The organism is Isoptericola halotolerans (assembly GCF_045689585.1).
GTDB classification, from domain to species: Bacteria; Actinomycetota; Actinomycetes; order Actinomycetales; family Cellulomonadaceae; genus Isoptericola; species Isoptericola halotolerans_B.
On the sequence record NZ_CP140108.1, the window covers coordinates 3,046,586 to 3,067,878 of the forward strand.

General features: G+C 72.4%; 18 protein-coding genes. 12 read left to right on the forward strand and 6 right to left on the reverse strand.

Features of this window, described 5'->3' with window-relative positions:
• Positions 1 to 2 precede the first annotated feature (2 nt).
• The 6 genes from secD to UQW22_RS14275 are packed head-to-tail and all read left to right on the forward strand — an operon-like array spanning position 3 to position 7,834.
• Complete coding sequence (gene secD / locus UQW22_RS14250; RefSeq protein WP_407317734.1) at positions 3 to 1,964, forward strand: protein translocase subunit SecD; 1,962 nt, start codon at positions 3 to 5, stop codon at positions 1,962 to 1,964.
• On the forward strand, positions 1,964 to 3,067 hold the full coding sequence (secF, locus tag UQW22_RS14255) for a protein translocase subunit SecF (RefSeq protein ID WP_407317735.1): 1,104 nt from the start codon (positions 1,964 to 1,966) through the stop codon (positions 3,065 to 3,067). The genes secD and secF overlap by 1 nt, the downstream gene beginning before the upstream one ends.
• Positions 3,068 to 3,077: 10 nt before the next feature.
• Positions 3,078 to 3,653, forward strand: a complete 576-nt coding sequence (locus tag UQW22_RS14260) for an adenine phosphoribosyltransferase (RefSeq protein WP_407320823.1) — start codon at positions 3,078 to 3,080, stop codon at positions 3,651 to 3,653.
• 50 nt (positions 3,654 to 3,703) lie between these two features.
• Complete coding sequence (locus UQW22_RS14265; protein WP_407317736.1) at positions 3,704 to 6,046, forward strand: RelA/SpoT family protein; 2,343 nt, start codon at positions 3,704 to 3,706, stop codon at positions 6,044 to 6,046.
• A gap of 40 nt (positions 6,047 to 6,086) precedes the next feature.
• Positions 6,087 to 7,259, forward strand: a complete 1,173-nt coding sequence (locus UQW22_RS14270; protein ID WP_407317737.1) for an ATP-dependent DNA ligase — start codon at positions 6,087 to 6,089, stop codon at positions 7,257 to 7,259.
• Positions 7,260 to 7,288: 29 nt separating this feature from the next.
• The gene (locus UQW22_RS14275; protein ID WP_407317739.1) at positions 7,289 to 7,834 is read left to right on the forward strand and encodes a dihydrofolate reductase family protein; all 546 of its coding nucleotides are present in this window, start codon (positions 7,289 to 7,291) and stop codon (positions 7,832 to 7,834) included.
• 18 nt (positions 7,835 to 7,852) lie between these two features.
• On the opposite strand, the gene UQW22_RS14280 is transcribed toward UQW22_RS14275, so the two are convergent.
• The 4 genes from UQW22_RS14280 to UQW22_RS14295 all read right to left on the reverse strand — a co-directional run bounded on the left by UQW22_RS14280 (position 7,853) and on the right by UQW22_RS14295 (position 12,153).
• A complete protein-coding gene (locus tag UQW22_RS14280; protein WP_407317741.1) occupies positions 7,853 to 8,929 on the reverse strand; it encodes a DNA polymerase domain-containing protein in 1,077 nt (358 codons plus the stop codon).
• Positions 8,930 to 8,938: 9 nt separating this feature from the next.
• Positions 8,939 to 9,589 carry a hypothetical protein gene (locus UQW22_RS14285; RefSeq protein ID WP_407317742.1) on the reverse strand — a complete coding sequence of 217 codons (651 nt, stop codon included), beginning with the start codon at positions 9,587 to 9,589 and terminating at the stop codon, positions 8,939 to 8,941.
• 87 nt (positions 9,590 to 9,676) lie between these two features.
• Entirely contained in the window at positions 9,677 to 11,359 is a 1,683-nt protein-coding gene (locus UQW22_RS14290) for a DUF349 domain-containing protein (protein WP_407317743.1), read from the reverse strand.
• Positions 11,356 to 12,153, reverse strand: a complete 798-nt coding sequence (locus UQW22_RS14295) for a peptidylprolyl isomerase (RefSeq protein ID WP_407317744.1) — start codon at positions 12,151 to 12,153, stop codon at positions 11,356 to 11,358. The genes UQW22_RS14290 and UQW22_RS14295 overlap by 4 nt, the downstream gene beginning before the upstream one ends.
• A 147-nt stretch (positions 12,154 to 12,300) precedes the next feature.
• Here UQW22_RS14295 and UQW22_RS14300 point away from each other — a divergent pair, with 147 nt between their 5' ends.
• Together UQW22_RS14300 and hisS are read left to right on the forward strand one after the other, a co-directional pair.
• Positions 12,301 to 13,029, forward strand: a complete 729-nt coding sequence (locus UQW22_RS14300) for an MBL fold metallo-hydrolase (protein ID WP_407317745.1) — start codon at positions 12,301 to 12,303, stop codon at positions 13,027 to 13,029.
• A gap of 49 nt (positions 13,030 to 13,078) precedes the next feature.
• Positions 13,079 to 14,446, forward strand: a complete 1,368-nt coding sequence (hisS, locus tag UQW22_RS14305; RefSeq protein ID WP_407317746.1) for a histidine--tRNA ligase — start codon at positions 13,079 to 13,081, stop codon at positions 14,444 to 14,446.
• Between the two features lie 9 nt (positions 14,447 to 14,455).
• On the opposite strand, the gene UQW22_RS14310 is transcribed toward hisS, so the two are convergent.
• Positions 14,456 to 14,839 (reverse strand): VOC family protein, encoded by a 384-nt coding sequence (locus UQW22_RS14310; RefSeq protein WP_407317747.1) that lies wholly within the window; start codon positions 14,837 to 14,839, stop codon positions 14,456 to 14,458.
• A 185-nt stretch (positions 14,840 to 15,024) separates the two neighbouring features.
• Here UQW22_RS14310 and UQW22_RS14315 point away from each other — a divergent pair, with 185 nt between their 5' ends.
• Both UQW22_RS14315 and UQW22_RS14320 read left to right on the forward strand, forming a co-directional pair.
• Positions 15,025 to 15,624 (forward strand): hypothetical protein, encoded by a 600-nt coding sequence (locus UQW22_RS14315; RefSeq protein WP_407317748.1) that lies wholly within the window; start codon positions 15,025 to 15,027, stop codon positions 15,622 to 15,624.
• Positions 15,621 to 17,267 carry an Rv2578c family radical SAM protein gene (locus tag UQW22_RS14320; RefSeq protein WP_407317749.1) on the forward strand — a complete coding sequence of 549 codons (1,647 nt, stop codon included), beginning with the start codon at positions 15,621 to 15,623 and terminating at the stop codon, positions 17,265 to 17,267. The genes UQW22_RS14315 and UQW22_RS14320 overlap by 4 nt, the downstream gene beginning before the upstream one ends.
• Here the strand turns inward: UQW22_RS14320 and UQW22_RS14325 are convergent, their stop codons facing one another.
• Positions 17,268 to 17,741 carry a PPOX class F420-dependent oxidoreductase gene (locus UQW22_RS14325; RefSeq protein ID WP_407317750.1) on the reverse strand — a complete coding sequence of 158 codons (474 nt, stop codon included), beginning with the start codon at positions 17,739 to 17,741 and terminating at the stop codon, positions 17,268 to 17,270.
• Between the two features lie 123 nt (positions 17,742 to 17,864).
• Between UQW22_RS14325 and aspS the strand changes: the two genes are divergently transcribed.
• Together aspS and UQW22_RS14335 are read left to right on the forward strand one after the other, a co-directional pair.
• Complete coding sequence (gene aspS, locus UQW22_RS14330) at positions 17,865 to 19,664, forward strand: aspartate--tRNA ligase (protein WP_407317752.1); 1,800 nt, start codon at positions 17,865 to 17,867, stop codon at positions 19,662 to 19,664.
• A gap of 66 nt (positions 19,665 to 19,730) precedes the next feature.
• Entirely contained in the window at positions 19,731 to 21,143 is a 1,413-nt protein-coding gene (locus UQW22_RS14335; RefSeq protein ID WP_407317753.1) for a replication-associated recombination protein A, read from the forward strand.
• Positions 21,144 to 21,293: the final 150 nt, after the last annotated feature.

Here is a 21,293-nt window from a genome sequence, read left to right on the forward strand (position 1 = left end):
AAGTGGCCAACTCCAGCACGCAGCGTTCGCGTCCGGTACGCACGCTCGTGGTCTTCGCGATCCTGTCCATGGTGGTGCCGTTCGCGGCGTTGCTCGCCGGGGTCTACCTCGATCCTCAGACCGAGGAGGACCCGGGCGGCGCGAGCATGACCCCGGGCCTCGCCCTCGACCTGCAGGGTGGCACCCAGATCATCCTGACGCCGGTCTCCACCGACGGGTCGGAGATCACCGAGGAGTCGATCAACGAGTCGATCAACGTCATCCGCCAGCGCATCGACTCCTCCGGCGTCGCCGAGGCCGAGATCGTGAACCAGGGTGGCGAGAACATCGTCGTGAGCATCCCGGGCGAGGTGGACCAGGCCACCATCGACCTGGTCTCGCAGCCGGCGCAGATGCGGTTCCGGCCGGTGCTCACCTACGCGATGGGCCTTCCCACCGACGAGACGGCCTCCGAGGACGAGACCGCTACGGAGGACGAGGCGGCTTCGGAGGACGAGGCGGCTTCGGAGGACGAGGCGACCGAGGACGAGGCGACCGAGGACGAGGCGACCGAGGACGACGTCGACGCCCGGGTCGCCGAGGAGGCCGCCGAGGTCGAGCCGACCGACCCCTCCGACCTGGCGCAGATCACCCCCGCCGTGCAGGAGAAGTTCGACGCGCTGGACTGCACCGACCCGAACAACCTGGTCGGTGGCGGCGGCGACGACCCGGACCAGGTCCTGGTCGCCTGCTCGAACGACGGCAGCTTCATGAAGTACGTCCTGGGACCGATGGAGGTCGACGGGACGCACGTCACGACGGCCAGCTCGGGCCTGGTCCCGGGCCCGAACGGCTCGGTCACCAACGACTGGGGCGTCTTCATCGAGATGGACGCCGAGGGTACCGAGCAGTTCCGCGAGACGACGGAGCGCCTCCAGGGCCTCGAGCCCCCGCGCAACCAGTTCGGCATCGTCCTCGACGGCCTCGTGATCTCGGCGCCGTCCCTCGAGCCCGGCGTCATCATCTCCGACGGGCGCCCGCAGATCTCCGGCAACTTCACCCGCGACTCGGCGGCGACGCTGGCCAACCAGCTGAGCTTCGGCTCGTTGCCCATCGCCTACGAGGTGCAGAGCCAGGAGACCATCTCGGCGACCCTCGGCTCGGAGCAGCTGCGCAACGGTCTGCTCGCCGGCCTCGTCGGCATGGCCCTGGTCGTCGTGTACTCGCTCTTCCAGTACCGGACGCTCGGACTGGTGACCGTGGGATCCCTGCTGGTGGCGGGTGTCATCACCTACCTGTCGATCGCGCTGCTGTCGTGGGGGATCGGTTATCGGCTCTCGCTGGCCGGCGTCGCCGGTCTGATCGTCGCGATCGGCTTCACGGCGGACTCGTTCATCGTCTACTTCGAACGAATCCGTGACGAGATGCGTGACGGACGCTCCATGGCCATGGCGGTCGAGCGCGGCTGGCGGCGGGCCAAGCGCACCGTCCTCGCCGCCAAGTCGGTGACGCTGATCTCCGCGATCGTGCTCTACTTCCTGGCCGTCGGTGGCGTGCAGGGCTTCGCCTTCACGCTCGGCCTGACGACGATCATCGACATCGCCGTGGTGTTCTGGTTCACGCACCCGATGCTGCAGCTGTTGACGAAGGTCCCGTTCTTCCGCGACGGGCACTCCTGGTCCGGGCTCTCGCCCGACCGGTTGCGGGCCGTCGGTACGCGGTACGTCGGTGCGGGCCGGGTCTCCGCACCCGCGCCGGCCGCAGAGCCGTCGCCCGCCGACAAGACGCCGGAGCCCGCGCTCGCGGGGGCCAGCGCCCGTCCGGTGCCCACCACCGACCCGTCGGGGCGGCGCCTCACGATCGCCGAGCGACGGGCTGCCGAGCGCAGGGCGACCGCCGAGGCCGGTGACGGACCACCGGACGGTTCACCAGGCGCGCTACGTACCGAGGACGCCGGCTCCGGCGAGAACGAGGAGAACCGCTGATGGCCGCCGGCAGCATGACCTTCGCCCAGTGGGGCAACGACCTGTACACGGGCCGTCGCTCCTACCCGATCATCGCCCAGCGCAGGATCTGGTTCTCGATCGTCGCTGTCCTCGGGCTCGCCTCGATCCTGATCCTGTTCGTCAAGCCCCTCGTTCTCGGTATCGACTTCCGTGGTGGTACCGAGTTCACGGTCAACAACACGAGCTCGACCGAGCAGTCCGTGGCGGTCGACGCCGTGCAGCAGGTGCTGCCCGAGGACGAGCCGCGCGTCGCGGTCGTCGGTGGCAGCGCCGTACGGGTGCAGACCGACATCGTCGAGGACGCCGAGGGCGCCGCCATCGCGGAGGCGCTGGCGGACGGCTACGGCGTCGACGTGGCCGACGTCGACCAGTCCTTCGTCGGTCCCACCTGGGGCGAGTCGGTCTCGGAGCGGGCCCTGTGGGGCGTCGTCGTCTTCGTCCTGCTGGCGGCCGCCTTCATGGCCGTCTACTTCCGGGCGTGGCGCATGTCGGTGGCGGGCATCCTCGCGATGCTCTCCGACCTGCTCATCTCGGCGGGGATCTACGCGCTCGTCGGCTGGGAGGTCACGCCCTCGACGATCATCGGCTTCCTGACCATCCTCGGCTTCTCGCTGTACGACAAGATGGTCGTGTTCGACAAGGTGCGCGAGAACACCACCGGGGTGCTCGACCAGTCGCGCAACACCTACGCCGAGCGCGCCAACCTGGCCGTCAACCAGACGCTGGTCCGCTCCATCAACACGTCGGTGGTGGCGCTGCTGCCGGTCGCCGGCATCCTGTTCCTCGGGGCGCTGTGGCTGGGCGCCGGCACGCTGCGCGACCTGTCGCTGTCCTTGTTCGTGGGCATCGCCGTCGGGGCCGCGTCGTCGATCTTCCTGGCGACGCCGCTGGACGTGACGTTGCGCGAGCGGGAGCCGAAGTACCGCGAGCACACGCAGCGGGTCCTCGCGGCCCGCCAGGAGATGGCCGCGTCGGGCGGCGAGGAGGCCGAGCTCGCGGCGGCTGCCGCCGGTCGCTCGCAGCTGATCCCCGGCCACCACCAGGGCAACGCTGCGCAGCCGAGGCGCAAGCGTGCCCGGTGAGGTCGCGGGTCTGAGCGACGACATCTCGTTGGTCGCCCTGGCCGGGCTCGGCCCGGTCAGGGCGGCCGAGGTCCGGGCCCTGATCCGCGACGTGCCGGACTATCCGCACCCGCCCGTCGTGTTCCGGGACATCACGCCGTTGCTGGCGGACGGACCGGCGCTGGCGGACGTGATCGAGGCGTTCGCCGGACTCGCCGAGGCCGATGGCGGGATCGACGTGGTGGCCGGCATGGAGGCGCGCGGTTTCCTCCTCGGTGCGCCGCTCGCCACACGCCTCGGCATCGGGTTCGTCCCGCTCCGCAAGGCGGGCAAGCTGCCGCCGCCGGTGGAGAGCGTCGACTACGACCTCGAGTACGGTTCGGCGTCGATCGAGCTGCGGGCGGGAACACTGCGGCCGGGTGCCCGTGTTCTCCTGGTGGACGACGTGCTGGCCACGGGCGGGACCGCCCGTGCGGCCGCCGACCTGGTCGAGCGGTGCGGTGGAGAGGTCGCCGGGCTGGCGTTCCTCCTCGAGCTCGCCGGCCTCGGCGGGCGAGAACGGCTCGCCGGAAGGACGGTCGACACCTTGCTGCGAGCGGGGTCGTAGACTTGCCGTCCCGGACGTCGCCTGGTCGACGTTGGTGGAAGGAGGTGCCCGTGAGCGACGAGACGCAGGTCAAGCGCGCCGCGGAGGCGCCTCGCCCCGGCACGGGCAACCGCGTGCGCAACCGCCTCGTGCGGCTGGGCGTGCGAGGCGCGCCGGCGAGCACACCGGCTCTGGAACCGCTGCTGCAGGCCGTTCGGACGAACCACCCCAAGAGCGACCTGAGCATGCTCGAGCGCGCCTACGCCACGGCGGAGAAGGCTCACCGCGGTCAGCAGCGCAAGTCCGGTGACCCCTACATCACCCACCCGGTGGCGGTGTCGACGATCCTCGCCGAGCTGGGCTTCGACGGTGCGACGCTCGCCGCGGCCTTGCTGCACGACACGGTGGAGGACACGGACTACTCCCTCGAGGACCTCACCGGAGACTTCGGCAGCGAGATCGCGATGCTCGTCGACGGCGTCACGAAGCTCGACAAGGTCACCTACGGGGACGCCGCGCAGGCCGAGACGGTGCGCAAGATGGTCGTCGCGATGGCCAAGGACATCCGCGTGCTGGTCATCAAGCTCGCCGACCGGCTGCACAACGCGCGCACGTGGAAGTACGTGTCGGGCTCCTCGGCGTCGCGCAAGGCGCGCGAGACCCTCGAGATCTACGCGCCCCTGGCGCACCGCCTCGGGATGAACACGATCAAGTGGGAGCTGGAGGACCTGTCCTTCCAGACCCTGTACCCCAAGGTCTACGACGAGATCGTGCACCTGGTCGCGGAACGGGCGCCGGCCCGTGAGGAGTACCTCGGGGTGGTGCGGGAGCAGATCTCCGCGGACCTGCGGGGCGCCAAGATCCGAGCCACCGTGACGGGTCGGCCGAAGCACTACTACTCGATCTACCAGAAGATGATCGTGCGCGGGCACGACTTCGCGGAGATCTACGACCTCGTCGGGACACGGGTCCTGGTCGACTCGGTGCGCGACTGCTACGCGGCCCTGGGCGCGCTGCACGCGCGCTGGAACCCGGTGCCGGGGCGGTTCAAGGACTACATCGCGATGCCGAAGTTCAACATGTACCAGTCGTTGCACACGACGGTCGTGGGGCCCGGCGGCAAGCCGGTGGAGATCCAGATCCGGACCCACGACATGCACCGGCGGGCGGAGTACGGCGTCGCGGCGCACTGGAAGTACAAGGAGTCTGCTCGGGCCGCGAAGGACGCGCCGAAGGATCCGCGCGCCAACGACATGGCCTGGCTTCGACAGCTGGTCGACTGGCAGCGCGAGACGGCGGACCCGGGGGAGTTCCTGGACTCGCTGCGCTACGAGATCGGTGCAGCCGAGGTCTACGTGTTCACCCCCAAGGGGGAGGTCATGGCGTTGCCCGCGGGCGCCACGCCGGTCGACTTCGCCTACTCGGTCCACACCGAGGTGGGGCACCGCACCATGGGTGCCCGGGTGAACGGACGGCTCGTGCCGCTCGACTCGCCGCTGCAGAACGGTGACGTCGTCGAGGTGCTGACCTCCAAGGCCGACACGGCGGGTCCGTCCCAGGACTGGCTCGCCTTCGTCAAGTCCGGCCGGGCGCGCAACAAGATCCGCCAGTGGTTCACCAAGGAGCGGCGCGAGGAGGCGGTCGAGCGCGGCAAGGAAGCCATCACCAAGGCGATGCGCAAGCAGAACCTGCCGATCCAGCGCCTGCTGAGCCACGAGACGCTGGTCGGGCTGGCCAACGAGCTGCGGTACGCGGACGTCACGGCGCTGTACGCCGCGGTCGGCGAGAACAACGTCTCGGCGCAGCACGTCGTCGAGTCCCTCGTGAAGTCGTTGGGCGGTGAGGACGGCACCGCGGAGGACACCGCGGAGGTCGCCCGGCCCGGTCAGTCGACGCGTCGCTCGCGGGTGACGGGCGATCCGGGAGTCGCTGTCAAGGGCGTCGACGACATCTGGGTCAAGCTCGCGAAGTGCTGCACCCCGGTGCCCGGCGACGAGATCGTCGGGTTCATCACCCGAGGGGCCGGTGTGAGCGTGCACCGCGCCGACTGCGCCAACGTGGTCCAGCTGCGGGCGCAGCCCGAACGGCTGGTCGACGTCGAGTGGACCACCGGGGCCAACACGATGTTCCTCGTCCAGATCCAGGTCGAGGCGCTCGACCGGTCACGGCTGCTCTCGGACGTCACCCGCGTGCTCTCCGACCACCACGTCAACATCCTGTCGGCCACCGTGTCGACCTCGACCGACCGGATCGCGATCTCCCGGTTCGTCTTCGAGATGGCGGAACCGGCGCACCTGCAGCAGGTGCTGGCCGCGGCCCGCAAGATCGACGGGGTGTTCGACGTCTACCGGATCACTGGGACGAAGGCGGCCGACGTGGGCAGCGTCGCGCCGGAGGCCCCCGCGGACGTCTGAGCCCGAGCGGAGGACAGCTCCACGGCGTAGGTTCGCCACCATGGACCTTCCCCTGGACCCTCCGATCCGACCGATGCTTGCCCGTTCGGTCGCCACGGTGCCCGACCAGCCCGACGGCCGGGCCGGCTGGGTGTACGAGCCCAAGTGGGACGGCTTCCGGGCGATCGTCTACCGCGACGGCGACGACGTCCGCATCGACTCGCGCAACACCCGGCCCATGCAGCGCTACTTCCCCGAGGTCGTCGAGGCCGTGCGTGCCGAGCTCCCGCGACGGTGCGTCGTCGACGGCGAGATCGTCGTCGCGCGCCCACCAGGGGAGCACGACGACGTCGCCCGCCTCGACTTCGACACCCTCAGCCAGCGGATCCACCCCGCGGAGTCGCGGGTGCGCCTGCTCGCGTCGTCGGTACCCGCCAGCCTGGTGGTCTTCGACGTGCTCGCCGCGGACGACGAGGACCTCACCGACCGCCCGTTGTCCGAGCGCCTGGACCGGCTGGACGGACTCGGTCTGCGCGGACCCCAGGTGCACGCCACACCGCGGACGACGGACGCCGCTGTCGCGCGGCGATGGTTGGAGACGTTCGAGGGTGCGGGGCTGGACGGTGTCGTCGCCAAGCCCGCCGACGGCACCTACCAGCCGAACAAGCGCGGCTGGCTCAAGATCAAGCACGCGCGGACCGCCGACGTCGTGCTGGCCGGTCTGCGCGAGCACAAGACGTCGACGCCGGAGCGACCGCTGGTGGGGTCGCTGCTCCTGGGGCTGTACCGCGACGACGCGGACGGCGGCGCCGACGGCGGGCCGACGCTGCAGTTCGTCGGGGTTGCCGCGTCCTTCACCGCCGCCCGCCGGGCCGCGCTGTACGACGAGCTGCTCCCGCTGGCGCTCGACCCGCAGTCCCCGGAGGCGGCTGAGCACCCATGGGCCGACTGGCGGGACCCGGCGGCGGAGGGCAGCGCGGGCCAGCGGCGACCCGGCGTCCAGTCGCGGTGGAGCGCGGGCAAGGACCTGTCCTTCACGCCGCTGCGGGTCGAGCGCGTCCTGGAGGTGGGGTACGACCACATGGAAGGCACCCGGTTCCGGCACACCGCCCAGTTCAAGCGCTGGCGTCCCGACCGGGAACCGGCGAGCTGCACGTACGACCAGCTCGCTGAACCGGTCGGCTACGACCTGGCAGACCTGCTCCCCGGAGCTCCGGGCACGACGGAGCGATGAGTCCCGTGGACCGGGCCGGTCGGGAAGGCATGGGAACACTGAGGTACTCGATCATCAGCTCGCTCGACGGCTTCGCGGCCGACACCGGCGGGGACATCGCCTGGTCGGCACCGAGCCCGGAGGTGCTCGCCTGGATCAACGAGCGTGAGCACGACGTCGAGGTGCAGGTGCTGGGCCGGCGCATGTACGACACGCTCAAGGTCTGGGACGACTGGCCTCCCGGCGTCGCCGAGGAGGAGGACTACGCGGCGCTGTGGGCTCGGACCGACAAGATCGTGTGCTCCGACACGCTCACGAGGGTGGAGGCGCCGCGCACGACGCTCGAACCACGACTGACGGCACGGCGGGTGCGGGAGGTCGTCGCCGCGACCGACGGTGTGGTGGTGGTGAGCGGGCCGACGACGGCGGCCGTGGCCTGGCAGGCCGGGCTCGTCGACGAGGTGGACCTGATCATCCTGCCGCAGCTGGTCGGTGGTGGGCTCGCCGCCCTGCCGCCCGGCGGGCACGGCGCCCTGCGGCTGGAGGAGGAGCGCCGCTTCACCGACGGCACCGTGGTGTTGCGGTACGCACGCTAGGGCAGGGTCGCGGACCGGTCAGTCGGCCGCTGTGCTCTTCCTTGCCCGGCTCGGCTGCACCCGGGTGGGCTCGCCCGGCATCTTCGGGTACTCGGGCGGGTACGGCAGGTCGCCGAGCCCGTGCTCCTCCTCGTCGCGTCGCGCCAGCTCCAGGGCGGCGTCCAGCGAGCAGTCCAGCGCCGGGTCCCGGTCGGCGCGGAGGGGAGCGAAGAGGTCTCCCCGCTCGGCGAAGCGGGCGGGGACGGTCGCGACGGTGAACTCGTCGGGGTGGACCGTGCCGACCTCGTCCCACTCGAGCGGCGTCGAGACGGTGGCACGGGGGTTGGGGCGGATCGAGTAGGCGGAGGCGATCGTGCGGTCGCGGGCCATCTGGTTGTAGTCCACGAAGATCTTCTCGCCGCGCTCCTCCTTCCACCAGCGGGTCGTCACCTGGTCGGGCAGCCGTCGTTCCAGCTCGCGGCCGATCGCGATGGTCGCGCGGCGGGCCTGGACGAACGACCACACGGGCGCCAGGGGGACGAACACGTGGATCCCGCGCCCGCCCGACGTCTTCGGGTAGCCGTCGAGGTCGAGCTCCCCGAGCACCTCGCGAAGGCGCGGTGCCACCGCCGCCGCGTCGTCGAAGGTCGTCCCGGGCTGCGGGTCGAGATCGATGCGCAGCTGGTCGACCGCCTCGACGTCGGTGCGCCGGACGGGCCACGGGTGGAAGGTGAGCGTGCCCATCTGTGCCGCCCAGATGACGGCCGCCAGCTCGTGCGGTGCCACCTCGTCCGCGGTGCGCCCGCTCGGGAAGGCGATGCGCGCCGTCTCCAACCAGGAGGGGGCGCCCTTCGGCAGCCGCTTCTGGTAGAACGCGTCGCCGTGGCTGTCGGACCGGGTGGCCATGACGGCTCCCTCGAAGTACCCCTTGGGCCACCGTTCGAGCGTCGTGGGACGGTGCAGCAACGCCCCCAGGATCCCGTCGTCCACGCTGAGGAAGTACTTCGCGACGTCGAGCTTGGTCAGTCCGGCGTCCGCGAAGACCACGCGGTCGGGGCTGGAGATGCGCACGCTGCGTCCGGCGGCGTCGAGCTCGACGGCGTTCGAGGAGGCCATGGCGACACGCTACGCCGGGTGGTCGGTCGGTGCCGCTCCGGGCGTCCGGGCGAGGGCCGCCTCGGCGGCGTCCAGCAGCCGCCGTGCGCGTGGTCTGCCCACGGCTCGTGTCCGCAGCTCCAGGGAGCGTCGCGCCCGTGCCAGATCGGCAGCGGCCCGGCGCACGAGGGCGAGCACGGCGGGCACCGGGTCAGGATCGTGCAGCACCAGCTCGACCACGGTGCGGTCCGGTGTCGTCACACCGACGTGGCCGAGCGTGGTGGTGTCGCTGCGCAGGAGGGGGCCCTGCCACAGGCGGGCGCCGGGCGGGCGGTCGGGCTGGTGCCGCCCGGCCGGGTAGGTCAGGTCCAGGACCTCGCCGTCGCCGTGCCCGGTGTACACCCATGCCGCGGTGCGCCCGGTGACGACGGCGCCCGGCGGCACCTGGTCCGCCAGCAGACCGGCGCGCACCACGGGACCGACCGGTACACCCGGCGGGCAGGCCGCGTCGTGGCGCACGACCTGCAGGCAGCCCTCGCGGACCAGGGTCTGCCAGGCGGCGGAGCCACCCACGTCGCCGGGGCGGACGACGACGGGCGTCGTCCGGGCAGGTGTCAGCAGCTCGCTCAACGACCGGGCGGTGGCCGGCGGGGACACGGGCACCTCGGTCACCTCCTCCACGACGACGACGAGGGCTGCGGTGCGAACCTAGCGCACCGCAGCCCTCGCCCGTCGTGACCGCCGTCCGGCTGTGGACGGTCGCGTGCCTCAGCCGCGCGAGTCCTCCGCGGCCTGCACGACCTGCTCGAGCCACGAGCGGCGAGCGGCGATCGCCGCCTCGAGCTCGTCGACCGTACGGCGGTCGCCCGCCTCGTGCGCGGCGGACAGCTCCGCCTCCAAGGAGGTGATGGCGTCCTCGAGCTGCACGGCGGCGCCCTCGGCGCGGGCCTGCGTCTCCGGGTTCGTCCGCTTCCAGCGGGCGTCCTCCGCCTCGCGCACGGCACTCTCGACGGCGCGCAGCCGGCCCTCGACCCGCTGGATGTCCCCGCGGGGCACCTTGCCCGCGTCCTCCCAGCGGTCCTGGAGGTCGCGCAGCGCGGACTTCGCCGACGCCAGGTCGGTCACCGGCAGCAGCGCCTCCGCCTCCACCAGGAGCCGCTCCTTGACCTTCAGGTTCTCGGCGTACTCCGCGTCGATGACGGCGTTCGCCTCGTCCCGTGCCCCGAAGAACGTGTCCTGCGCCGAGCGGAAGCGGGCCCAGAGCGCGTCGTCGTCCTTGCGGTTCGCCCGACCCGCAGCCTTCCACTGCGTCATCAGGTCGCGGTACGCGGCCGCGGTCGCTCCCCATTCGGTCGAGTGCTGCAGCGACTCCGCCTCGGCCACGAGCTGTTCCTTGGTGCGCTTGGCGGCCGTGTTGCGCTGCTCGAGCTCGGCGAAGAAGTGCCGGCGCTCGCGGTCGAACGCGGTGCGCGCGTGGCTGAACCGCTTCCAGAGGGCCTCCTCCGTGGGCCGGTCGATGCGCGGGCCGTGACGCTGCGCGTCCTTCCACTGCTCGAGCAGCGTGCGCAGCTCCTCGCCGGCCGGGCGCCACTGCATCTTGGACGGGTCCGTCGACGCGATCTTCTCGGCTGACTCGACGATGGCCGTGCGGGCCTCGATCGCGCGGTCCTTGGCCGCCGCCCGCTCGGCCTCGAGCTGCCGGCGTCGTTCGGCGGCACGTCCGCGCAGCGCATCGACCTGGGTGCGCAGTGCGTCGAGGTCGCCGACGGCGGCCGGCTCCGCGGTCTCCTCCGACAGCTTCGACAGGGTCTGGTCGATCTCGCGCACGGACAGGTCGGCGCTGTCGAGGCGGGTCTCGAACAGGGCGACCTTCGCCGCCAGGTCGAGAAAGCGCCGCACGTAGAGGCTCAGTGCCTCCTCGGTGGACACGCCGGGGTACTGACCGACGCTGCGCTCGCCGGCGGCCTCGCGGACGTAGACGGTCCCGTCGTCGTCGACGCGACCGAACCCGGAGGCGGTCGCTTCCTCGACCGCGTCGTGGACGACCGGTGCCACCGGCGCCGGTGCGGCGGCGGCCGGGGAGGCCGCGGGCCGGGCTCGCCGGATGGCCGAGGGCTTCGGCGCCCCGGGCTTGGGAGTCCTCGGCTTGGGCGTGCCGGGCTGGGGCGTGCCAGGCTTGGACGTCTCCGGCGTGGGCGCCGGCTCGTCGGTCGCGGCCTCGGGCGCCGCCTGCTCCGCGGCGTCCTGCTCTGCGGCTGCCGGTTCGGGCTCCGGCGGGCGCGGAGCGGGCTGCTCGTCGGTCTCGGGGGAGGGTTCGCCGGCCTCCGCGGACGGTTCGGCAGCCTCCGTGTCGCCCGCGGGCGGGTCGGTGGGAGGAGTCTCGGCCTGCTCCTGCTCGGCGGGACCCTCGACGTCGTCGGGGCCGTTCGAGCCGGGGATGCTCTCGCTCACTGGGTCTCAACTCCTTCGATGATGACGGGGCTGGCCGGGGAGCCGTCGGCGGCCCCGTCGGTCGTGCCCGCGTCAGCGACTGCCTGGACGGTGTCCAGACCGGACGTCACGGTGCCGAACACCGTGTACCCGCCTGCGGCATCGGACGGGATGGTGGAATCCTCGTAGACGAGGAAGAACTGTGAGCCCATCGACGCGGGGTCGCCGCCTCGGCGTGCCATCGCGAGGGTCCCGGCCGGGTACACGTCGTCGGCGGGGGCGTTCTCGACCGGGCCGTAGGAGTAGCCCGGGCCGCCCGTGCCGGTGGCCGTCGGGTCGCCGCACTGCAGCACGTGGATCCCCTCCGTGACGAGGCGGTGGCACGCGGTGGTGTCGAAGTAGCCCTGCTGGGCCAGCGAGACGAAGCTGGCGACGGCCTGTGGCGCCTGCTCGCCGTCGAGCTCGAGGTCGACGGTCTCGGTCGCCCCGTCGACGCACAGGTCGACCGAGGCGCTCCAGGTCCGGTCCTCGGCCGCGGAGGGGTCCGGCAGCTCGCCGCCCTCGCGAGGGTCCGTCGAGACGGGGCTGCACCCGGACGTCGCCGTCGCGTCGGCGCCGGTCGCGTCCGTCGTGGCGTCGCCCGACGACGGCAGGCCGGCCAGGACCACGGCGCCGCCCGCGACCAGGGCGAAGACGGCGAGGATCGCGACGATCACGCCGACGCGGCGGCGTCGTTCGCGCCGGGCGCGTTGCCGCTCCTCCCACTTCGCCTGCCGCTTGCGGGCGTACTCGCGCTCGCGCTTGCTGGGCGCCACCGTCGTTCGTCCCCTCTTCGTCCGTCCTCGCACGGAATCGTGCGCGTGCGACAGTCTAGGGCTCGTGGCGCCGCCGAACCGCCCGAGCGCCCGCCGCCGGAGGGCACGGCGGGGCCGTCGGCAGGTCCGGGCCGCTACGGTAGCGCCATGGACGTTCGCGTGGTCGTCGCCCCGGTGTTCGGGACGAACTGTTGCGTCGTGGTCGCCGACGAGGTGCGATCCGACGGACGCCGGGACTGCGTGGTCGTCGACGCCGGTGCCGGGACGGCCGACGGGGTGGTCCGCCTGCTGGATGAGCACGGCCTCGTCCCCCGGGCGGTGCTGGCCACCCACGGGCACGTCGACCACACGTGGGACGCCGCCGAGGTCTGCGAGGCGTACGACGTGCCGCTGCGGCTGCACGAGGCGGACGCGTACCGGATCGCCGACCCGTTCGGCACGATCGGGTTCACGGGCGGCGCAGCGGGACCGGCGGCCGCGGTGAGTGAGGCGTTGACCCAGGCGCTGAGCGACTTCGGTCGGACCCCGCGCGACTACCGGGCGCCGGCCCGGATCGAGACGTTCGAGGGGGTCGCGGCGGACCTCGTGGCGGGGGACGTGCACCTGCGGGCCCTGCACGCCCCTGGCCACACGGAGGGGTCGGCCCTCTTCGTGGTCGACGGCGGCGCGCGACCGGGCGTCGCCCTGAGCGGCGACGTGCTGTTCGCCGGCGGAGTCGGGCGCACCGACCTGCCCGGGGCGGACGTCGACGCCATGCTCGCCACGCTGCGCGGCGTCGTCGCCGGACTCGACCCGGAGCTGGGCGTCGTGCCCGGCCACGGGCCGACGACGACGGTGCGTCACGAGCTCGCGACCAACCCGTTCCTCGGCGGCTGAGGGCCGGACGCGTCCGCACCACGGGCCCGGATCTGGGAAGATCGGGCGCATGGCTCGCATCACGCCCCTCTCCGGATTCCCCGAATGGCTCCCCGACGGTCGCGTCGTGGAGCAGCACGTGCTGGACGTGCTGCGACGTACCTTCGAGCTGCACGGGTTCGCCGGCATCGAGACGCGGGCCGTCGAGCCGTTGGACCAGCTGCTGCGCAAGGGGGAGACCTCCAAGGAGGTCTACGTGCTCAGCAGGCTCCAGGCCGAGGGTGAGGACGGGGCCGCCGACCCCGGGCGCGGCGAGAAGCAGCTCGGGCTGCACTTCGACCTGACGGTCCCGTTCGCCCGGTACGTGCTGGAGAACGCCGGCCGGCTCGTCTTCCCGTTCAAGCGCTACCAGATCCAGAAGGTCTGGCGGGGCGAGCGTCCCCAGGACGGCCGCTTCCGCGAGTTCGCCCAGGCAGACATCGACGTCGTCGGTGCCGGTGAGCTGCCGTACCACTTCGAGGTCGAGCTGCCGCTGGTCATGGCGGAGGCGCTCGGGGAGCTGCGTGACATCGGAGTCCCCGAGGTCCGCGTGCTCGTCAACAACCGCAAGGTCGCCGAGGGCTTCTACCGCGGGCTGGGGATCGAGGACGTCGAGGGCGTGCTGCGACAGATCGACAAGCTGGACAAGATCGGCCCCGAGCGGGTCGCCGAGCTGCTCGTGGCCGAGCAGGGCGCCGGCGCCCAGCAGGCCGGTGCGTGCCTCGACCTGGCGGGGATCAGCGGTACCGAGCTCGACGTGGTCGAACGGGTGCGCGCGCTCGCGGACCGGCACGGTGCCCGCACCGAGCTGCTGGAGGAAGGGCTGCGCGAGCTGTCGACCCTGATCGAGGCGGCGTCGGAGCGGGCGCCCGGTGTGGTGGTCGCCGACCTGAAGATCGCGCGCGGCCTCGACTACTACACGGGTTCCGTCTACGAGACGGTGCTGGTCGGTCACGAGGAGCTCGGCTCGATCTGCTCCGGCGGCCGCTACGACACGCTCGCCTCCGACGGCAAGAACACCTACCCAGGGGTGGGGCTGTCGGTCGGCGTCTCGCGGTTGGTGTCGCGCCTGCTCTCGGCCGGGTTGGTGACCGCGACCCGCGGTGTCCCGGCGGCCGTGCTAGTCGCCGTCTCCGACGAAGCCACCCGGGCCGCCTCCGACGAGGTGGCCGCCGCGCTGCGCGCCCGGGGCATCCCGACGGACGTGGCGCCGTCGGCCGCGAAGTTCGGCAAGCAGATCAGGTTCGCGGACCGCCGCGGGATCCCCTTCGTGTGGTTCCCGGGCGACGAGCACCAGGTCAAGGACATCCGGTCCGGCGAGCAGACCGGCGCCGACCCGGCGACGTGGGAGCCGCCCGCGGCCGACCTGCGGCCGCGCGTCGTGCCCGCCGCGGGCTGAGCGGGCGGCTCACTCCTCGACGAGCGACAGGACGTTGCCGGCAGGGTCGGCGAACCAGGCGATCGTCGGGCCCTGAGCGGGGTCCGTGCTGCGGACGACGCCGTCCTCGTCGTGCGGGAAGTCCGGATAGCGCAGCGGCTCCACACCGCGCCCCACGAGCTCGGCGACCGCGGCGCCGACGTCGGGCACGACGAGGTTGAGGATCGTGAACGAGGCGGGCTCGTGGGCGTCGCCCTTGGGGTAGACGAACACGGGCGAGCCGCCCGTGGCGTCGATCTCCAGGCCCATCGCGGTGCGCCGGACCGTGAGTGCGAGGGTGTCGCGGTAGAAGCTCTCGGCGGCGTCGAGGTCGTCGACCGAGAAGCCGCTGAACGCGTGGCGGACGGTGAGCATGAGCGCCTCCTGGGGTACGCGGTGCCGGGTGCCGGCCTCGGGAGGGTGGACGGTCCCGACGGGCGAAAGTGATCGGTGGTCGCCCGGACGGCGTCGGCCGCAGACCCTGAACCATCCCTGAGATCTCCCCTGAAAGCAGCCCTGACCTGGCCCGATGGCCCCCCGGCTGGCATATCGTCCGAGGCGTGAACGTCTATGTCGTCCTGTCGCGCAGCACCACCGTCCTGTCCCGGGCGATCCGGCTCGTCACGGGCGCCGAGGTCACCCACGCGGCACTCGCCCTCGACCCGGGCCTCGAGCGCATGTTCAGTTTCGGGCGCCGTCGGGCAGGCAACCCGTTCGTCGGCTGCTTCAAGCGCGAGCGGATCGACGACGAGCTTTACCGGGCCATGGCGACGCTGCCCGGCGTGGTGCTGAGGGTGCCCGTGACGCCGCAGCAGCACGAGGCGATCCGCGTGCAGGTGGCGCAGTTCGCGATCGACCGGGACCGCTACTCGTACAACCTGTCCGGGCTGGTCGGGCGAGGGTCGGAGGGCAGCCCACGGTTCGTGTGCTCCGAGTTCGTCTACCACGTCCTGCGGGGCGCGGGTGTCTGCGACCTGGCGGTGCCGCGGTGGAAGGTGCGGCCCCAGACCCTGCTCCGTGTGCCCGGCGAGGTGGTCTTCCGCGGTGATCTCAAGACGTACGGTCCGGCCTCCGCGGCGGCCCCGTGCGCCGTCGGTGCCGTGGCGTCGGCCCACAGGACGTTGACCGGGGATCGAACGCGTGTTCGAATAGGTGTGTGAGATGGGATGCGCAATCGATCACCGCCGACGACGGCGCACTGCCCGGACTCGACCGGACCGGCCTGGCTCGAGCGGGACTGGTGCGCACCGTGCGCACCCCCGAGTTCGCCGGGATCACGTTTCACGAGGTGCTGGCGAAGAGCGCCCTGTCCAAGGTGCCGGCGGCGTCCCGCATGCCGTTCGGCTGGACGGTCAACCCGTATCGGGGGTGCAGCCATGCCTGCCGCTACTGCCTCTCTCCGGAGACGCGGGTGCTCCTGGCCGATGGTCGGCAGAAGCCGATCCGTGAGGTGGTGGTCGGCGACCGGGTCGTGGGCACCGAGGTCGCCGGCACGGAGCGGCGCTACGTCACGACGGAGGTGCTCGCGCGATGGCCGACGGTCAGGCCGGCGTACCGCGTCGTGCTGGCCGACGGGACCGAGCTGGTCGCCAGCGCAGACCACCGGTTCCTCGCGCGAGGTCGCGGGTGGAAGCACGTCGCGCGGCATGAGCCCGGCGAGGCGCCGCGGCCGTTCCTGGCGACGGACGACCACCTGATGGGCTTGGGTCGGGGCATGCCGAGGCTCTCCCGGGACGTCGCTTCCGGCGCGCGGCAGCTCGCGATCCACGGAGACGCCGTCAGCTCCTCGGCTGACCTTCGGGTGGTCAGTGTCGAGAACCTCGGCTTCGAGCAGGAGATGATCGACATCACGACCGGCACCGGCGACTTCGTCGCCGACGGCGTGATCAGCCACAACTGCTTCGCCCGCCCGACGCACGAGTACCTCGACCTGGACGCCGGCAAGGACTTCGACTCCGAGGTCGTGGTCAAGACGAACGTCGACGACGTGCTGCGCGCCGAGCTGGCGAGGCCGTCCTGGCGGCGCGAGGCCGTCGCTCTGGGGACCAACACGGACCCGTACCAGCGTGCCGAGGGGCGCTACCGCTTGATGCCGGGCATCATCACGGCGCTCGCGGACTCGGGCACGCCGTTCTCGATCCTCACCAAGGGCACGCTCCTGCGACGCGACCTGGCGCTCATCACCGCCGCGGCCGAGCGCGTCGAGGTGGGCCTCGGCGTCTCGTTGGCGTTCGTCGACGAAGAGCTGCAGCAGGCGGTCGAGCCGGGCACGCCGACGCCCCGGGCCCGGCTCGACCTCGTCCGGGCGGTGCGCGACGCCGGTCTGCCGTGCGGGGTCATGGTGGCGCCCGTCCTGCCCTGGCTCACGGACTCCACCGACCACCTGCGACGCCTGCTCGACGCCGTCGCCGACGCCGGGGCGACCGGCGTCACCGTCGTCCCGCTCCACCTCAAGCCCGGCACGCGCGAGTGGTACCTCCAGTGGCTCCAGCAGGACCACCCGCACCTCGTGGCCGGGTACGAACGCGTCTTCACGCGCGGCACCTACGCCTTGAAGGCCTACCGCGAGTGGCTGTGGGAGCGGGTGAGACCCCTCCTCGACGAGCGCGGGTTCGGCCGGTCCGGGCACCGGTCGGGGTCCGGTGCCACCGGCCGGCACGGAGAGCTCCGTCCGCACGACGAGGGCGACTATCCTGCGGGGGCGATGGTCCAGACCGCGACGGGAGGCGCCGTGGCGGGGATGCCTCGTGACGGCACCGGGCTCGAGGTCACCGGCGCTGGCGTCGAGCAGGTGCTCTTCTGACTACCCCTCGTCGACCAGGCGTGCCGGGAAGCCGCCGGTCGCGATCGGGCCCCACCGGTCGATCGTGATCCGCACGACGGACTTGCCCTGCTCGACCATCGCGGCCCGGTACTCGTCCCAGTCCGGGTGCTCCTGACCCGCCGCCGCACGGTAGTACTCCACCAGCGGCTCGACCGAGTCGGGCAGGTCGAGGACCTCCGCGGTGCCGTCTACCTGCACCCAGGCGTCACCGAAGTCCTCGCCCTGAGACATGAAGGAGGCCTGCGGCCGCCGGCGCAGGTTCACGGCCTTGGCTCGCTCCGGGTACGTGGAGACCGCGATCCGGCCGGCGGCGTCGATCCCGTAGGTGACCGGGCTGAGCTGGGGCCGGCCGTCGCGCCGGGTGGTCACGAGCACCCCGTTGCGGCGCGAGCGCAGGAACTCGACGAGCTCGTCGCGGGCCACGGTGGTGTTGGTCGCGATCTGGCGGGCCATGGTGATCTCCTCGCGGTGGCGGTGCGGTGCCCCAGTAGGATGGCACGGGCGTCGCGCACGCCCACGCCGGACCGCCGCGAGGCGCCGGCGGCCGACAACCACCCCGTTCGAAAGGACCACTTCGTGCTCCGCACCCACACGGCCGGCTCACTGCGGGCCGAGCACATCGGCCAGACCGTCACCCTCACGGGCTGGGTCGATCGCCGCCGGGACCACGGAGGAGTGGCCTTCATCGACCTGCGTGACGCCTCCGGCATCGCCCAGGTCGTCATCCGTGACGAGGCCGTCGCGCACCCGCTGCGCGCCGAGTTCGTGCTGCGGGTCACCGGCGAGGTGTCCCGCCGTCCGGAGGGCAACGCGAACGAGAACCTCGCCACGGGCGAGATCGAGGTCATCGCCGCCGAGGTGGTGGTGCTCAACGAGTCCGCACCGCTGCCGTTCCAGGTCTCGACGGCGCTCGCGGACACCGAGGTCATCGGCGAGGAGGCGCGCCTCGCGCACCGCTACCTCGACATCCGCCGCCCCGGCCCCGCCGCCGCGCTGCGCCTGCGCTCCCAGGTGAACCAGGCCGCGCGCCGGGTCCTGGACGGGCACGACTTCGTCGAGGTCGAGACCCCGACGCTGACCCGCTCCACCCCCGAGGGCGCGCGGGACTTCCTCGTCCCGGCCCGCCTGTCTCCCGGGTCCTGGTACGCGCTGCCGCAGTCGCCACAGCTGTTCAAGCAGCTCCTCATGGTCGGCGGGCTCGAGCGCTACTACCAGATCGCGCGCTGCTACCGCGACGAGGACTTCCGCGCCGACCGCCAGCCCGAGTTCACCCAGCTCGACGTCGAGATGAGCTTCGTCGACCAGGACGACGTCATCGCGCTGACCGAGGAGATCCTCGTGGCGCTGTGGCGGCTCGTCGACGTCGAGGTCCCGACGCCGATCGAGCGCATCACCTACGCCGAGTCGATGCGTCTGTACGGCACCGACAAGCCGGACCTGCGGTTCGCCAACCCGCTGGTCGAGCTCACCGAGTACTTCGCCGAGACGCCGTTCCGCGTCTTCCAGAACGAGTACGTGGGCGCCGTCGTCATGCCCGGGGGCGCCTCGCAGCCCCGCCGCCAGTTCGACGCCTGGCAGGACTGGGCCAAGCAGCGCGGCGCTCGCGGCCTCGCCTACGTGACGTTCGCCGAGGACGGCACGCTGGGCGGCCCGGTCGCCAAGAACCTGTCGGACGCCGAGCGGGCGGGGCTGGCCGACGCGACCGGCGCGCGCCCTGGCGACGCGGTCTTCTTCGCCGCCGGCAGGACGGCGGAGTCCCGCGCCCTGCTCGGCGCCGCGCGGGTGGAGATCGCCCACCGCACGGGCCAGATCGAGAAGGCCGTCCAGGACGGTGCGTGGTCGTTCGTGTGGGTCGTGGACGCACCGTTGTTCAAGCCGACCGGGGACGCCGCCGAGGAGGGCGACGTGGCGCTCGGCAACTCCGCCTGGACGGCGGTGCACCACGCGTTCACCTCGCCGAAGCCGGAGTGGCTGGACCGCTTCGAGTCCGACCCGGGCGAGGCGCTCGCCTACGCCTACGACATCGTCTGCAACGGCAACGAGATCGGCGGCGGGTCGATCCGTATCCACCAGCGCGACGTCCAGGAGCGGGTCTTCGACGTCATGGGCATCGGCCCCGCCGAGGCGCAGGAGAAGTTCGGGTTCCTCCTGGACGCGTTCAAGTTCGGCGCGCCCCCGCACGGCGGCATCGCCTTCGGGTGGGACCGCATCGTGGCGTTGCTCACGGGCTCGCCGTCGATCCGCGACGTCATCGCGTTCCCGAAGTCGGGCGGCGGGTACGACCCGCTGACGCAGGCTCCGGCACCGATCTCCGCGGACCAGCGCAAGGAGGCCGGCGTCGACGCGGTCGCGGAGAAGGCCGACCAGGACGGCTGACGCCGGGCACGACGGCTCGGGGACCGCGCCGGCAGAGGTGTCGGCGCGGCTCCGTAGGCTGCTCCCATGGACCTGTTCGACTCCACGACGACCGGCGCCCACGGCACCCCGGTGACGGACCGCCCGGGCGGCCCCGGGGCGCCGCTGGCCGTGCGCATGCGGCCGGCGATTCTCGACGAGGTCGCGGGCCAGGCGCACCTGCTCGTGCCGGGCTCGCCGTTGCGGCGGCTCGTGGGTCCGTCCGACGACTCGGCGCACCGGGCGGCCCCGGGGTCCGTGATCCTCTGGGGCCCGCCCGGCGTGGGCAAGACCACCCTGGCCTACCTCGTGGCCACGAGCTCCGGCCGGCGGTTCGTGGAGCTGTCCGCCGTGACGGCGGGTGTCAAGGACGTCCGTCAGGTGATCGAGGACGCGCGCCGCCGGCTCGCCACCGGCGGCGAGGAGACGGTGCTGTTCATCGACGAGGTGCACCGCTTCTCCAAGACCCAGCAGGACGCCCTGCTGCCCAGCGTCGAGAACCGCTGGGTGACGCTCGTGGCCGCGACGACCGAGAACCCGTCGTTCTCGGTCAACTCGCCGCTGCTGAGCCGTTCGCTCCTGCTGACCCTCAAGCCGCTGACGGCCGACGACGTCCGCGCCCTCGTGCGCCGCGCCGTCGCCGACGAGCGAGGGCTCGGCGACGCCGTCGTGCTGGCCGGCGACGCCGAGGACCAGCTGGTGCGCATGGCCGGCGGGGACGCCCGCAAGGCGCTGACGGTCCTGGAGGCGGCAGCCGGGGCGGTGCTCAGCGACGCGCGGGACGACGGTGCGGGCCAGGGTGGCGCGGCTGGGGCGCCGGTCACCGTGGACCTGGAGGCCGTGGAACGGGCGGTCGACGTCGCCGCCGTGCGCTACGACCGGGACGGCGACCAGCACTACGACGTGATCTCCGCGTTCATCAAGTCGATCCGCGGCTCCGACGTCGACGCGTCGCTGCACTACCTGGCCCGGATGATCGCGGCGGGGGAGGACCCCCGGTTCATCGCCCGGCGGCTGGTCATCTCCGCGGCGGAGGACGTCGGCATGGCCGACCCGTCCGCCCTGCAGACGGCCGTGGCGGCGGCGCAGGCGGTCCAGCTCATCGGGATGCCGGAGGGGCGGATCGTGCTGGCCGAGGCGGTGGTGCACCTCGCCTCGGCGCCGAAGTCGAACCGCGCCTACGCCGGGATCGGTGCTGCGCTGGAGGACGTCCGGGCCGGCCGGGCCGGCGTCGTGCCCGCGCACCTGCGCGACGCGCACTACGCGGGTGCCGAGCAGGTGGGGCACGGCAAGGGGTACGTGTACTCCCACGACCAGCCGCACGGCGTGGCGGCCCAGCAGTACCTCCCGGACGAGCTGGTCGGGCGCCGCTACTACGAGCCGTCGGACCGGGGGTACGAGCGGCAGGTCGCCGAGCGGCTCGAGCGGGTCCGGGCGATCCTGCGCGGGGGCGACCGGTAGGACGCGGGATGCGTTAGGATGGTTCGGTTGCCCTCGCGGCGACCGCCTGGGACCTCGGCCCCGGGAACAATCCGTCAGCTCGATCGCGGAGGGTTCCGTCGGCTGGTCCCGCACCCGACACCTCCGGCCCTCGTGGTCGGTGTGCCTCGG